The 13,887-nt window shown below is 53.3% G+C and carries 11 protein-coding genes and 2 pseudogenes; 9 read left to right on the forward strand and 4 right to left on the reverse strand.

The genetic code is table 11. From position 1 onward, the window contains the following. Window positions 1-339: 339 nt before the first annotated feature. The 6 genes from CWM52_RS14430 (at window position 340) to CWM52_RS14455 (ending at window position 8,163) form a co-directional block, all read left to right on the forward strand. Window positions 340-1,356 (forward strand): ABC transporter substrate-binding protein, encoded by a 1,017-nt coding sequence (locus CWM52_RS14430; RefSeq protein WP_100684733.1) that lies wholly within the window; start codon window positions 340-342, stop codon window positions 1,354-1,356. 16 nt (window positions 1,357-1,372) lie between these two features. Next, window positions 1,373-2,371 carry an ABC transporter ATP-binding protein gene (locus CWM52_RS14435; protein ID WP_040225637.1) on the forward strand — a complete coding sequence of 333 codons (999 nt, stop codon included), beginning with the start codon at window positions 1,373-1,375 and terminating at the stop codon, window positions 2,369-2,371. Then, window positions 2,368-4,014, forward strand: coding sequence for an ABC transporter permease subunit (locus CWM52_RS14440; RefSeq protein ID WP_100684763.1), 1,647 nt, complete (start codon window positions 2,368-2,370; stop codon window positions 4,012-4,014). Before CWM52_RS14435 ends, CWM52_RS14440 begins: the two co-directional genes overlap by 4 nt. 13 nt (window positions 4,015-4,027) lie before the next feature. Next, a complete protein-coding gene (locus CWM52_RS14445; RefSeq protein WP_100684734.1) occupies window positions 4,028-4,798 on the forward strand; it encodes a DeoR/GlpR family DNA-binding transcription regulator in 771 nt (256 codons plus the stop codon). Window positions 4,799-5,217: 419 nt separating this feature from the next. Then, complete coding sequence (locus CWM52_RS14450) at window positions 5,218-6,918, forward strand: L-tyrosine/L-tryptophan isonitrile synthase family protein (RefSeq protein ID WP_100684735.1); 1,701 nt, start codon at window positions 5,218-5,220, stop codon at window positions 6,916-6,918. Between the two features lie 18 nt (window positions 6,919-6,936). Next, window positions 6,937-8,163 carry an MFS transporter gene (locus tag CWM52_RS14455; RefSeq protein ID WP_100684736.1) on the forward strand — a complete coding sequence of 409 codons (1,227 nt, stop codon included), beginning with the start codon at window positions 6,937-6,939 and terminating at the stop codon, window positions 8,161-8,163. 210 nt (window positions 8,164-8,373) lie between these two features. Here the strand turns inward: CWM52_RS14455 and CWM52_RS14460 are convergent. Further along, a pseudogene (locus CWM52_RS14460) lies at window positions 8,374-9,579 on the reverse strand (IS256 family transposase); the annotation flags it as partial. A gap of 259 nt (window positions 9,580-9,838) precedes the next feature. Here CWM52_RS14460 and CWM52_RS26845 point away from each other — a divergent pair. Continuing rightward, window positions 9,839-9,967: pseudogene (locus tag CWM52_RS26845) on the forward strand (transcriptional regulator); the annotation flags it as partial. Window positions 9,968-9,993: 26 nt separating this feature from the next. On the opposite strand, the gene CWM52_RS14470 reads toward CWM52_RS26845, so the two are convergent. Then, complete coding sequence (locus tag CWM52_RS14470) at window positions 9,994-10,329, reverse strand: winged helix-turn-helix transcriptional regulator (RefSeq protein WP_100684737.1); 336 nt, start codon at window positions 10,327-10,329, stop codon at window positions 9,994-9,996. Window positions 10,330-10,459: 130 nt separating this feature from the next. Between CWM52_RS14470 and gstA the strand changes: the two genes are divergently transcribed. Next, the gene (gstA, locus tag CWM52_RS14475) at window positions 10,460-11,098 is read left to right on the forward strand and encodes a glutathione transferase GstA (protein ID WP_100684738.1); all 639 of its coding nucleotides are present in this window, start codon (window positions 10,460-10,462) and stop codon (window positions 11,096-11,098) included. Window positions 11,099-11,313: 215 nt separating this feature from the next. Then, window positions 11,314-12,423: a LacI family DNA-binding transcriptional regulator gene (locus CWM52_RS14480; protein ID WP_117433782.1), complete on the forward strand. Its 1,110-nt coding sequence runs from the start codon at window positions 11,314-11,316 to the stop codon at window positions 12,421-12,423. A gap of 62 nt (window positions 12,424-12,485) precedes the next feature. Here the strand turns inward: CWM52_RS14480 and CWM52_RS14485 are convergent, their stop codons facing one another. Further along, complete coding sequence (locus tag CWM52_RS14485) at window positions 12,486-12,905, reverse strand: RbsD/FucU family protein (protein WP_100684740.1); 420 nt, start codon at window positions 12,903-12,905, stop codon at window positions 12,486-12,488. Between the two features lie 45 nt (window positions 12,906-12,950). Beyond that, window positions 12,951-13,715 carry an SDR family NAD(P)-dependent oxidoreductase gene (locus CWM52_RS14490; protein ID WP_100684741.1) on the reverse strand — a complete coding sequence of 255 codons (765 nt, stop codon included), beginning with the start codon at window positions 13,713-13,715 and terminating at the stop codon, window positions 12,951-12,953. Window positions 13,716-13,887: the final 172 nt, after the last annotated feature.

Here is a 13,887-nt window from a genome sequence, read left to right on the forward strand (position 1 = left end):
TTAAGCTCACAGGTTTTAGCCTACACGTGACCCCTACAAAAATGCAATAAAATACACAAAAACATTTTTATGCACTCAATTAGTGAAATTAAAACACCAAAAAAGTGCAATAAAATCCACAAAAACCCAATGAATTTAAAAGTTTCATGGTGATATTTTATTTATATGATTGTTTTTAATTGTTATTTATTAAGTACACATACAAATATTCTCCTGGCACAGAAAGTGCACATAATTACACATTGCTAATAACGCAATCGATAAGTGAATACACAAAAAGCGTATTCATGGCGTAAGGCACAGCGCACCACCACTTTTAACCGCATTAAGGAGAGTTCAATGAAACGCTTTTCATTTCGCCGTACCAGCCTGATGGCCACCTGTGCTCTCGCAACGCTCTCCGGAGCGGCGCATGCGGGAACCATTACCGTGTATACCTCGCTGGAAGAGGATGAGATTAAGGACTACGTCGAGAGTGCAAAAAAGGATATGCCGGATCTGACCATCAACGTGCTGCGCCTCTCTACCGGCGATCTGGGCCCGCGCATTCTCGCGGAGGCTAAAAATCCGCAGAATGACGTTATCTGGGGATGGGCGCTGACCAACGTGATGGACCCCCGTATTGAGGGCTTACTGGAGCCCTACACCGCAAAAGGTAGTGAAAAGCTTGGTACCGCCTCCCGCGCACCGGACCATAAGTGGTTTGCCACCACTGGCTATATGGCTGCGTTCTGCGTTAACACCGAAGCCCTGAAAGCAAAGAACTTACCGGTACCGGAGACCTGGCAGGATTTGACTAATCCGGTTTATAAAGGCGAGGTGGTGATGCCGAACCCGGTGTCCTCCGGCACTGGCTATCTGCAGATTGCGGCCTTGCTTCAGTCGAAGGGCGATGAGAAGGGCTGGGCGTTCCTGAAATCGCTGGACGGCAATATCGCCCAGTACACCAAGTCTGGCTCCCGTCCCTGCAAAGCCGCGCGCACCGGTGAGTACGCAATTGGTGTCTCGTTGGCCTTTGCCGCGATGCAGTCCATTGAAGAAGGCTATCCCGTTGAGATGGTCATCCCGAAAGACGGTGCTGGCTACGAACTGGAGGCCTCCGGCCTGATGTCGGCGTCAAAAAATAAGGCCGACGCTAAACGCTTCCTCGACTGGACGCTCTCCGCTAACGCCGCCACCCAGTACACCAAATACAAAGAGATTGTCACCATTCCGGGCGTGCCGCAATCACAGGCAGCGAAGGCTGCAGGCCTGCCAGCGGACCTCTCTAAGGTGCTCTATCCGGTGGACTTCGCCAAAAGCGCCAAAGAGCGCGATGCCATTCTCGCCACCTGGCAGAAAACAATCGGTCGTTAAGCAGGAGAAGGACGCTATGGCTCTGGTAATCGAAAATCTCTACAAAACTTTTGACGGCTACGTTGCGCTGGATCGCATCAACCTGTCAGTCGATAAGGCGGAGTTTGTCTGTCTGCTCGGCCCCAGCGGCTGTGGCAAGACAACGTTGCTACGCATTATCGCCGGTCTGCTGGGAGCTGACGGCGGTAAAATCAGCCTCGACGGCAGGGATCTGGTCAACGTTCCGGCCCGTGATCGCGGATTTGGCATAGTCTTTCAATCCTATTCGCTGTTTCCGCATATGACCATTGCCCAAAACATCGGTTATGGCCTGAAAATACGCAACACACCGACTGCTGAAATCGAGGCTCGGGTCAGCGATCTGCTGGAAACGGTGAAGCTTGCTGGCTTCGGTCATCGCTACCCGGCCCAACTTTCGGGGGGACAGCAGCAGCGGGTGGCGATCGCCCGTGCGCTGGCGGTCAGCCCCTCCCTGCTGTTGCTCGACGAACCGCTCTCTGCGCTGGACGCACGGGTGCGGGCCGGACTCCGGCAGGAGCTGCGCGAGGTACAGCAGCACCTCGGCATACCGACCTTGATGGTAACTCACGATCAGGAGGAGGCGATGAGCATGGCGGATAAAATCGTCTGCATGCAGGGAGGTCGCATTATGCAGGAAGGAAGCCCGCGCGAGCTATACACCACGCCGCACACACGATTTGTGGCCGAATTTATGGGGCACAGCAACCTGCTGCCGCAGGCGGTGGTGCAACACTGGATGCCGGACTTGCTCGCAGGCGGCCAGCCGGAGGATGCCGAGCTATTTATCCGCCCGGAGCGCATTGGCATTCGCCAGGCTCCGGATGCGGAAGGGATGGTGGTGAGCACCAGCTTCCTCGGTAGCATTCAGCGAGTGCAGGTGCTGTGGCGATCTCAGCCGCTGCTGGTCGAAACCAGCAGCGCCGTGGGGCTGGCGGCTGGGGACCGGGTTACTCTCTCTTTTGACGCGCAGGACTGCGCATGGGTGCAGGCATGAGCAGATCACTTCTTCCTCCGCAATCAGCGGCTGACCGCTGGCTCTCCCGCCTCTGCCTTTGGCTACCGCTGCTGGCGCTGCTGGCCTTTTTCGGCGGACCAATGCTCAGCATCCTCTGGCACAGCCTGGTGGACGACCGCAGCGGCGCCGTCGGCCTTAATAACTACGTGACGCTGTTTGACGCTCCCGGCGTCTGGCGGGCACTCGGCAACAGCCTGCTGCTGGGCATCGCAACCACGATTATTACCCTGCTACTGGGTTTTATCGTCGCTTACGGCCTGCAGTTTACCGTGATGCCTGCGAAGCGCTTTATCACGTTCGCTACCGCGCTGCCAGTGCTGGCACCTTCTCTGGTACTGGGGCTGGGGCTTATTTTTCTGCTCGGACGCAACGGTATCGTCGGTAATATTCTGGGAGTGAGGCTGGATATTTACGGCTTTCACGGCCTGCTGATTGCCGACGTGCTATATGCCCTGCCGCAGGCTGTGCTGATAATTCAGGCTGCTCTGCGCCACAGCGACGCCCGTCAGTATGAGGCGGCCGGTGTGCTGGGGGCCAGCGGCTGGCGACAGTTTCTCGATATCACCCTACCGGGCGTGCGCTTTGGTTTGCTCAGTGCCGGGTTCGTGGTGTTCACGATTACCATTACCGATTTCGGCAACGCTGTGGTGATCGGTGGCGACTTCCCGGTGCTGGCGACTGAGATTTACAGCCAGGTCAGTGGGCAGATGAAATTTGGTATGGGAGCGGTAGTCGGCATTCTGCTGCTGCTGCCGGCGGCGGCGGCAATCTGGATTGAGCGGGCGGCGGCCAGGCGGCAGAAAATGATCGGCACTGCTTCGGCTCAGCCCTACGTTCCGACGCCGCAGCGCGGGCGCGACATTCTGTTCTGGCTGCTGAACATGCTGATTTCTCTGGCAATAGTCGCCACCATTGCCACGGTGGTGATGGCCAGTCTGATCCGGCTTTGGCCCTACCGGCTGGACCTGACCCTCAAACACTACAATATTGACCTGGCGGGGGGCTACACGCCGCTGTGGACCTCTGTTGGGATCTCGGCACTGGCGGCCATTGTCGGCACGTTGCTGTTGTTCCTGCTCACCTTCGGCATTCGCCGCCAGCCAGGGCGAACCGCAGACTTCGCCACACTGCTCAGCGCGCTGCCGGTGGGCGTACCCGGGCTGGTACTGGGGCTGGCCTACGTCTTTACCTTTAACAGTGCCGATCTGCCCTGGGGTATGCTCTATGGCACCGCGTTACTGGTGGCGCTGTGTAACTACTACCACTACCACACCCAGGGCTTCACCACCATGATGATGGGCATGCGCCACGTGCCCGGTTCGATGGAGGATGCCACCAACGTACTCGGCGGCGGGGTGGTACGTATAATGCGCGACGTCTACCTGCCGGCGATGCGGGTGACGATTATCTCGGTGGCGATGTTCCTGTTTATGCGCTCAATGGTGACGCTCTCGGCGGTGATTTTCCTCGTCACGCCCTCGCTGCCGCTCGGCGCGGTAACGGTGATGCGCCTCGACGAAGCGGGCTTCACCTCCCAGGCGGCGGCTTTTTCTACGTGCATCATGGGGATTGTCGCTATAATGGCGCTGCTCCTAAACCTGTTAACCGGCAAGCGCCGATAGAGAACCTTTATTCATGTTAGAAGAGACCCGCCTTCACCGTATCTGTGCGCTGCTCTCCACCCTCAACCGGGTCAGCACCGAGCAAGTTGTCCAGCATCTCGGTGTCTCCCGCGAGACGGTGCGCCGGGATGTGCTGAAGCTCGAAGCGATGGGCGCGCTGCGGCGGGTGCATGGCGGGATCGCCTCCATCGCTCAGGAAGCCGAGCCACCGCTATCAGTGCGCAATACTGTACGCGCGAAAGAGAAGCGCGATATCGCAAGGGCAGCAGTGCAGCAGCTGATACCGGGGCAGACGTTGTTTATCGACGCCGGCAGCACCACCACTCTGCTGGCGGACGAACTGCTGTCGATGCCTGGCATGATCATTATCACCAATAGCCTCAACGTGGCTCTCAAACTCAGTGGCGGAGAGATGTCCCTTAAGCATGAGGTTATCCTGCTCGGCGGCCATATGGGCCCGTCGCTACAGGCCACCAGTGGCGATCGGACCATCAGCGAAATCCACCATTACCGCGCCGACGTAGCCCTGTTGTCGCCGGTCGGGGTAACCGCCCGCGACGGCGCCAGCAGTTTTGCCCATCATGAGGCGGCCATCGCCAGTGCGATGGTGAGGTGCGCTAAAACACGTATTATTCTTGCGGATCACAGTAAAATCGGCGTCACCAGTCGGGTTATCTACGCTCAGATACCTGAGATAGATCTCATTATTACCGATCCTGTAGGTGCCGAACTTGCGGAGTGGCAGAATCTACAAAAAAGCGGCCCGCAGACGCTCATCGCCTGAGTTTAAAGTTGTACGCAACCAGTTTCGCCGCCAGACTAGACTGCCACCTTTTCGGAGAGAGGAAATAGTCCTTTTTCGTCAAAACATTTGCCCGAAAAGCCAAATACAGTCCCGAGGTCACCTGCTGATCCATGGTTAGGTTGATATATCATTCGTCCATATACACAAACACGTAGTTTTCGATAGCTGACCCGCGTTATCCTGACAACCTTTATTTTTTAAATTCGAAAACACATCCAAAGATAATTTATATGTTTTAAATTCAATAATAACCATATGCAATTAAATTTATTGCACCAAGGCATGATACATTTGCTCCCCGTCGGTGCAAGAACTGCGGAAAAATCTGGCCTCATCCGTTTTTTTAATGGCACCATTCTTGCTTTATCTCTTTTTCACACAATGGAGAGGTAATCAATATGGAACCTGTATTAAATCATTCCACTCCCGATCATGACGAATATCATACTGATGAAACGGCTTCAACATTTGGCATACTGCAAACACTCCCTGAACATATCCCGTCAAAAGAAAATTATATTGTCCCAGGTGAAATAATTGAAAGGTGGATAAGTAACAAATATGGCGCTCTGATTAAACAACTGACAGACAGGATCTCAAATAATACACTCCGGAATCTTTCACGGACAGGTCAGGACAATCCCTGTGATTTTCGCGAGATAATTACAGAAGTCATGACATCCCGGCTAATCAGAAGAGGAACTCTAAGCACAAAGGCTCGCGCACAACGGGTGGAAGATATTCAGACTGACTCATCTGGTCGGGTGACGTTCTCCATATTATTGTTACCTTTCCGGACACCGTCACCACTCAAACATGACTCTTTATTGCCGGACCTTGGGGAATACTTCACCCTGAGTATACTCTATGCTCTGGCTGACAGCTGCCGACAGGTCCAGCTCAGTCTGTTTAACCTGGCTCATTCCGTATCCGATGCACTCAAAGCGCAGGGTAATGATGCCAGGTCACTGTTACGGCAAATCGGAGAACCTTCATCCGGTAGACGTGGTGAGACGATGGCTCGTATTGAAGAGGCTTTAAAGCATCGTTATTCCGGGAAAGAGTATATTCGCCGGCGAAAGTTTATCCGCTCGATACTGCAGAATGATACATGCCTGAATTATGAATGCCCGGAACATCTCTTCTCATTTTTGCTCCTGCTTTCAGATGCTGAAATGACTCCGGTACAGTTCAGGCATTGGATACAGGCGGACATTACGCCGGTACATATTTATGCTATCCAAGATGAATATCGTTATCCGTGCTTCGATATGCTTGACCGAAAAATGATACGGGACTATCGCACCGATCTTCTGGCATTTATGAATACAGTCAATATGGATAATCATTTACTGTCTCTTATCCGCTATGAAGATATCCAGAATAACTTATCATGGAAAACCCGGTATTTTAATGATCTTGAATACTCCGCCAAACTTAGTACTTTGATGGCATGTGTCAGTGAATATGAAGGGTTGTATGAAGCAGAAGGAAGGGCGGCTTTTCTTACGACGTTACGGGAGCTGAATCCCAGTCTCCAGCAGCTTTTTGAACCGCTTCTCTTTGCTCTTCCCTACCCACTCCTTGAAATATATGCCCGGGAGCAGTCGCTTGATTACGATGAGTTTTACTGTCAGTTCATGAAAAATATCTATACCCCCCGGAAAGAAGATGATGAGTTATTGAGACGGGTGATCCTGAATCAGGTGCTGCAGGCGGTTGCCAGATACGTTGCAGCTTATGAAAGCAATACGGCAGGTAAAAATACAACCGGCTTCGATGATGTGCGATCCCTTTTCCCGGACACCCTGCGTATGTCAATACACCGTAAAGATGAGAAACACGGGCATTATTCTGTACAGATATCACCTTCTTCTTCCCGGGTCCCCTGGCATGGTGTGGCTGTTCTTGAACCAACACAAAACGGGTTTCTGCTGGATATACGTCTAGAAAGAGAGGTTCGCGCAGCCGGGTATACCGGAGTCAGTCCATCCGGACGTGAGCCGTCCCCCCTTTTTTTTGTCCCTCCCGGCATCAGCCTGGAAGAGTTAACGCAGCGTTTAATCGATGATTCTTTCGCTTTACTGTCGTTAAGTTAATCCCTATAGGAGGACACCATGCGATATATACCTGGCAGGATCCCCGTGATACTAGCGGTCAGTAATCTGTTTTTTACCTGTGCCGTGTCTGTCGATCTGACTATTGCCACCCTGGTGGGCTATCAGCTGGCGCCGTCTGATCAACTGGCGACGGTTCCGTTTGCACTCATCACAGTCGCCGGCGCGTTCTCGAGTCTGTTTGCGGCCGGCATGATTGGTCGCGGAAACGAAAAACTCGCGTTTATTCTGGGCTCTTTATGCGGTACCGCGGGCGGATTTTTGTCTTTTCTCGCTGTGCAGAACGGCAGTTTTTTACTCTTTTGCACCGGCTGCTTTCTTGTGGGTGTTTATCAGGCTTTCAGCCAGTACTATCGTCTGGTTGCTGCCGATCACTCCCCGCCTGAAGTGAAAGGGCAGTCAATCTCCCTGGTCATGATTGGCGGCGTTGTGGCCGCTATCCTGGGGCCGTTACTGACGATTGTTGCACGGGATATCCCCGGACTTCCTCGCTTTGCCGGTGTTTATCTCGTTGTGGCAGGACTGGGGATTCTGTCTGCACTTAACTTGGCTCTGTTCCTCGATCGTTCAAAAAGAGACATCCCCTCCCCCGACACCCGGACAATCCCGGGAGTATCGCCAACCAGTCGGGAATTAATGAAACGTCCGGATTATCGTACGGCCTGGTTTCACCTGGTTATTGGCTCCTTCGTTATGCTTTTTCTAATGACGGCGGCCCCCCTCTCCGTTACGCACCACCACTCGATGAATGATGGTGCACTGGTCATTCAACTGCATCTGCTGGGGATGTATGTCCCTTCACTGTTTACCGGCCTTCTGATACGAAAACTGGGACTCACCGTTCTGCTGTATGCGGGGATTGCGCTCAACATATCTGCTGTCGTGATAAACCTGACCGGGGAAACGATGCTGGCATACAGCTTAAGTCTGCTTCTGGTGGGGGTCGGATGGAACTTTATGTTTGTTGGCGGCTCGACGCTGCTCAGTCTGTCCTACCGTGATAATGAACGAAAAAAGGCGCAGGGCCTGGCCGAAACCAGCCGCTTTATTTTCTCCGCGATAGCCACATCCGGAGCGGGCGTGATGTTAGCCCTGCTGGGATGGAAGCTGCTGGGTCTGATGATGATACCGATTTTACTAATATGTCTGGTTTCTACCTGGCAGTACAGCCAGGCGATGAGGAAAGCAAGTGTGACCGCCTCAGATCCTGCAGAAGACGGTTCATGACCCCCGCTTAGTCCTGGTATTGTGAATAGCCCCCACCCGCAAGGAAGGGGGCGAATCAGGAAGTTCGGGTCAAATCGGGGTCGATGATCCGGGTGCGGCTAATCAGACGAGTTGACGAGAAGCTTTGAGCGAGGAGCGGAAGTTCGCAACTCCCACAACTACGTGACTAACAGAGCCTGTCAGTAATTCTGTGCAACTGCCAATGTATGAAAGGTGATCGCTCAGGCGGTCACCGAACTCGATAATAAAACGGCTCATTGCTAACCGCCAGTTCTGGATCGGCATACTCCATTTTTTCGACGCATCCTTGATCGCCAGATAAACAACCTTTCGTACTGAGTCATCTGTCGGGAACACCTTGCGTTTCTTAATCGCGGCCCGGATCACGCTGTTCAGCGATTCGATTGCGTTTGTCGTGTAGATGGCCTTGCGGATATCCGGCGGATAACTGAAGAGCGTATTGAGGTTTTCCCAGTGTGCACGCCAGCTTTTGCTGATTTGCGGATATTTATCGTCCCAGACTTTCGCGAACGCATCCAGCGCCATCAGGGCCGCATCTTCGGTCGGGGCCTGATAAACAGTCTTCAGGCCGCTGGTGACGGCTTTATAGTCTTTCCAGGCTACGTATTTCAGGTTGTTACGCACCATATGGATAATGCACAACTGGATATGGGTCTGTGGGAAGGCGCTGTTTATCGCATCAGGGAAGCCCTTCAGACCGTCCACACAGGCAATCAGGATGTCCTGAAGGCCACGGTTTTTCAGCTCCGTCAGCACGCTCAGCCAGAACTTTGCACCTTCATTTTCGGCCAGCCACATGCCCAGTAACTCTTTCTGGCCTTCGGTATTGATCCCCAGCGCCAGAAAAACAGCTTTGTTTATCACACTGCCATTCTGACGGACTTTGACGACAATGCAGTCCATATAAACAATGGGATACAGCGCATCCAGCTGTCGGTTTTGCCACTCAGTGACCTGCTCTTTTACGGCGTCGGTGACTTTAGATATCAGCGTGGGCGACACATCGGCGTCGTACATCTCTTTGAAGGTGGCGACGATTTCGCGGGTAGTCATGCCTTTGGCGTAGAGGGATAAAATCTGGCTGTCCATCTGCGTAATGCGCGTCTGGTGCTTCTTAATCAGCTGCGGTTCGAAGGTGTTTTCACGGTCACGCAGCGTGTTCAGTTCGATCTCGCCGTCATCGCATAACACCGTTTTTGACGAGTAGCCATTGCGAGTGTCTGAACCTGTTTTGGGGGCATTTTTCTCATGCCCGAGGTGGTCAGTCAGCTCCGCATTAAGCGCTGTTTCGACGGTTAATTTCGTCAGCATACGAGAAAATTGATTGAGGTCGGATTCGTTTTTAAGGCCCTTAGCCAGTTGAGCCACCAGTGCTTTGAGTGTCTTTTCGTCCATAATTTGCCTGTCTCCGTTACTGGAGTGAACATATCAAAAACAGGCAATTACACAATTTTAATTACAGTCTCGGTCGCCACAGCGTCGGCGACCTGATTGATATTCATTATGATGTTGTACATTAATGTTGCTAAAACCTCTCTGAGTTATCTGTATCCGGTTAAGGTGAAAGTGACGAAATCTGAACGTGAAAAAAGTTCAGCAATCGGTCGCGTATTCAATGCGGTGAATAACTGTAGGTTAAATTGAGCAACAGTTTCACTCCGGCGAACTCATTCAGCCCCTCAAGGAATGGTGCCCTACTTTCCCTGGCTATAAGCTCTCTTACCTCAGCCGAAAACAGCACCTGCCCGCCTTTGTGTTGATGACCCATGCGCTGCGCTATTCTGCGTTGCCGCCGGGCGAGTTGCCCGCTCAGGACCCGCTGTGTCCGTTATCCCTGAACTTAAGCCACTGACCAAACACGGCCATCTCATTGACCAGGGGCGTTAAACGTTTTCCATCCTCGGTTAACGCGTACTCCACCGTCACAGGGACCGTCGGGTAGGCGGTTCGCCGCACCAGCCCCGCAGTTTCAAGCGCCCGGAGATCCAGGGTAAGCATCCGCTGGGATATACCGGGCATGTCCCGACGTAGCTGGCTAAAGCGTTTAGGCCCCTCCAGCAGGAAGTACGCGATCAGCAAGCGCCAGCGGCCCGCCAGTAAACTCATCGCCACTTCGACCGGGCACCCGGTTACCGCCTCTTTCATTAACGTCCTCCCACAGGTGGTATAAAAAATGTACCTATACCACAATTTAGTGCCTTCTTTAAAATATATATCAGCTCCGATACATTGATTTCTACCCAAAACAAATGAATCAATTCATGAGGGAGTTGAGATGAAACTCTATTACAGCCCGGCAGCCTGCTCTTTATCACCGCATATTGTCATCAAAGAAACCGGGCTCGATATTGAGCTGGTCAAAGTCGACTTACGCAATCACACCTTTAATCATGGCGAAGATTTTTTTACCCTCTCGCCCGCGGGTGCCGTCCCTGCCCTGTCGTTCCCCGACGGCACGGTGTTAACCGAAGGCCCGGCGGTGATTCAGTATCTTGCCGATCTAAAACCAGAATCCTTACTGGCCCCGCCAAACGGCACCCTCCTGCGCTATCAATTACAGCAATGGTTAAACTTTCTCTCAACGGAAATACACAAAGGGTTTATCCCGGTGATATATGGCGCTCCTGAAGAACACTATATAAAACGAGCCAAAATGAAGCTGATGGATCGTTTCAGATTAATTAACCATCGGCTCGGCGAACAAAACTTTCTCCTTTCGGATGCCTATTCCATTGCTGATTGTTATCTTTTTGCCTTAATCGGCTGGGCGCAGGCCGAATGGTTAACCTCTTATATGCACCTCGATATCCACCTCGACGATTTACACCATTTAGCAGCGTGGTATCGACGCGTTGCGGCACGAGATGCCGTTAAGCTGGCGATTAAAGAGGAAGGGCTGACTGCCACGGCGTGATGGCAACCCCGGCGGGAAGAATACCTGGCAGAGTGTTGCACCGCGTTAAAACAGAGGGCTTGCGATTTCCCGCAGGCCCTGGAAAGCTGTCGCGCGGCATACATCAGTTGCCGCACGCAAGCGCATTGACAGCGGCAACTGTAACGTTACACTAAACCGTTATTGTTGATGATCCCTATAAGAAAGTGCAGCAAGATGAGGGTTATCGACCCCGTATGAAGAGGCGCGGAGCATCCCTTTCGTCCGCCCCTCGCCCGGTTCTGCAAAGGAGAGGTATGGCAAACATTCGCGATGTCGCAAAGCATGCTGGCGTGTCCGTCAGCACTGTATCCAACGTGCTCAACGGCCGTACCGACCAGATGCGCGAAGAGACGCTGGCGCGTATCCAGCAAAGCATGCAAACGCTCAATTACTTCCCCAATCGCGTCGCCCAGCAGCTTAAAACAGGCCAGGCGAAAATGATCGGCCTGCTGGTTCCGTCCATCGTCAACCCCAGCTTCGCCTCGCTGGTCCGTGAAGTGGATCTGGCGGCAAAAAAACGCTTTTATCGCGTGCTAATCGGTAACACCTACCGCCAGATTGAAGAAGAAGAAGCCTTTCTGGAAGATATGTTCGCCCACGGCGTGCGCGGCATTATTGTCGCTGCCGGGGATATTGAAAAACCGCATTTTGTCCGCGCCGCCTCTCAGGGCATGATCATGGTCAACTACGACAGTCGTATGCCGGCCAGCGCCGGTTGCGGCGGCCTGGCGCTCGACAGCGTATCCATGGATAACGTCGAAGCCGGGCGCTTAGCCACAGAGCATCTGATTGAACGCGGGTGCCGATATCTGACCTTCGCCACCGTCGCCGGTATGATCCCCAGCCGCGCCCATAAAATCGAAGGCTTTCTCAGTGCGGTGCAGCGTTATGGGCTATTTCGTGAAGGCATGATTGTCGAGGAGAAGACCCAGGCGGCGTACGGTGATGCGGAAATGACCGAACTGGGCCGCTCGCTGGCGCAAAAAATCTACCGCCAGGCGCACCGTCCTGACGGTATTGTGGCGATTAATGACGCGCTCGGCATTGGGCTGATGGCCGGTCTGCATGAAGCCGGGATTAGCGTCCCGGGAGAAATTTCCATCATCGGCATCGACAACATCCCGCTATCCGGGCTGGTTTACCCCAGATTGAGTTCCGTGATGCCTCCGCTGAGTGACATGGCGGAGGTCATGGTACAACGCCTGATTGAGCGAACGGACAACCCGTCTCTCCCGCCACAGGAGTTTCTGTTTACGCCTTCCCTGGTGTGCCGTCAGTCGGTACGCGCTGCCCCCGAGGTCTGACGCTCGCTCCGCGATTTATTGTGCCTGTGACGGGAGAAGCACGCGCTCTTCTTCTCCCGCAATCACAGTAGCGTCGGGCCGACGGTGAGCAGGATATTGGCAAAGCGGCGGGTTTCGCCGGAGGCGACAACCAGCAGGGTATCCGGCGATTTCGCCAGCGCGTAAAAGGCCTCCCGGGCAACATATTCCAGTGCGGTCGACTCAGCAAGCAGAGTACGATATTCACGCGCAATTGTATTATCAAAATCATCCGGACAGGACATCAGCACCGCTTTTTCGATATTGATGTAGCCGAGCATTTTTTGCAGGATAACTACGCTACTAATTAAACCTGGGGAAAAATTCAGATAAATAATCCGCGCCCGCAGCGACGAGTTGGTTAAAAGGGAATAATTAGCATCGGCGATAAGAATATTGGCTTTATGACCACACTGGGCCAATGCCTGGAGTAAATCCGGATGAATAATATCTGATTTGATCATCACTACCTTCTCTTCATGTGGGCGGGATATAACCCGCCCTGAGATTTATGCCCGATAAATTCCGCCGTTAATATCGAGAGTCGCCCCGGAGATAAAGCCATCGTATTCGGAGGCGAGGAAACAGATCGCGCGCGAAACATCTTCAGGCGTACCGGCCCTTCCCAGCGGAATATCTTCAATAGTCCGGTCGGCCGAGGCTTGCGTGGTATGCTGGTTATGAAACCGCGTCCCCAGAATCAACCCCGGTGCCACGGCATTCACCCGAATACCAAACTCGCCAAGCTCTGCGGCAAGGGAGCGGGTCCACGTCAGCACCGCGCCTTTGGTCATCGAATAGACCAGCGATCCGGAGTGCCCGCCGGAGCGTCCGGCTAGCGAGGCGAGATTCACGATACTCGCGCCGTCAGCCGTTTCTTTTAACCACGGCAGCGCCGACTGGGTCACATTGAGCATGGTCGTCATATTGACATCAATGACGGTACGCCAGAACTGCGGGTCGATGCCACCGAGCCATTTGCGGGCAATAATTCCCCCGACGTTATTCACCAGAATATCGATCCCACCTAAGAATGCCGCCGCCTCGGCAACGCAGCGCGCCGCGTCTGCCTCACTGGTCAAATCCGCATAGCCGCAGGCAGCCTTGTTCCCCCGCTGTTGGGCCATTGCGATTAATTCTCTGGGGCCGTCTTCACCACTGAAATAGTGAATATAGATATCACATCCGGCCTCAATCAGTTTTCTCGCAGTCTCTTTACCAATACCTTGCTCAGCGCCGGTAATAAATACTTTCTTTCCCGTTAATGACCCCATTGCATACTCCTTTCTTCAGAATAAATCCGCCATCGGTGCTTAATATTTAGCAACGCGAGATTCAGGGCGTTATTATCCCCACCTGCGGGCGTACTCAATATCAGAACCGGAGCGATAGATGTTGACCTTGCGCCCTGCCGCTACCGGCAGGATGCCTCTTTTAACCGTCTTG

The organism is Raoultella sp. T31 (assembly GCF_002806725.1).
Classification (GTDB): Bacteria; Pseudomonadota; Gammaproteobacteria; order Enterobacterales; family Enterobacteriaceae; genus Klebsiella; species Klebsiella electrica.

What these genes read in the sequence shown, in the direction of transcription:
- CWM52_RS14430 (WP_100684733.1), top strand. Translation starts at nt 340, where the DNA reads ATGAAACGCTTTTCATTTCGCCGTACCAGCCTGATGGCCACCTGTGCT.
- CWM52_RS14435 (WP_040225637.1), top strand. Translation starts at nt 1,373, where the DNA reads ATGGCTCTGGTAATCGAAAATCTCTACAAAACTTTTGACGGCTACGTT.
- CWM52_RS14440 (WP_100684763.1), top strand. Translation starts at nt 2,368, where the DNA reads ATGAGCAGATCACTTCTTCCTCCGCAATCAGCGGCTGACCGCTGGCTC.
- CWM52_RS14445 (WP_100684734.1), top strand. Translation starts at nt 4,028, where the DNA reads ATGTTAGAAGAGACCCGCCTTCACCGTATCTGTGCGCTGCTCTCCACC.
- CWM52_RS14450 (WP_100684735.1), top strand. Translation starts at nt 5,218, where the DNA reads ATGGAACCTGTATTAAATCATTCCACTCCCGATCATGACGAATATCAT.
- CWM52_RS14455 (WP_100684736.1), top strand. Translation starts at nt 6,937, where the DNA reads ATGCGATATATACCTGGCAGGATCCCCGTGATACTAGCGGTCAGTAAT.
- CWM52_RS14470 (WP_100684737.1), bottom strand. Translation starts at nt 10,329, where the DNA reads ATGAAAGAGGCGGTAACCGGGTGCCCGGTCGAAGTGGCGATGAGTTTA.
- gstA (WP_100684738.1), top strand. Translation starts at nt 10,460, where the DNA reads ATGAAACTCTATTACAGCCCGGCAGCCTGCTCTTTATCACCGCATATT.
- CWM52_RS14480 (WP_117433782.1), top strand. Translation starts at nt 11,314, where the DNA reads ATGAAGAGGCGCGGAGCATCCCTTTCGTCCGCCCCTCGCCCGGTTCTG.
- CWM52_RS14485 (WP_100684740.1), bottom strand. Translation starts at nt 12,905, where the DNA reads ATGATCAAATCAGATATTATTCATCCGGATTTACTCCAGGCATTGGCC.
- CWM52_RS14490 (WP_100684741.1), bottom strand. Translation starts at nt 13,715, where the DNA reads ATGGGGTCATTAACGGGAAAGAAAGTATTTATTACCGGCGCTGAGCAA.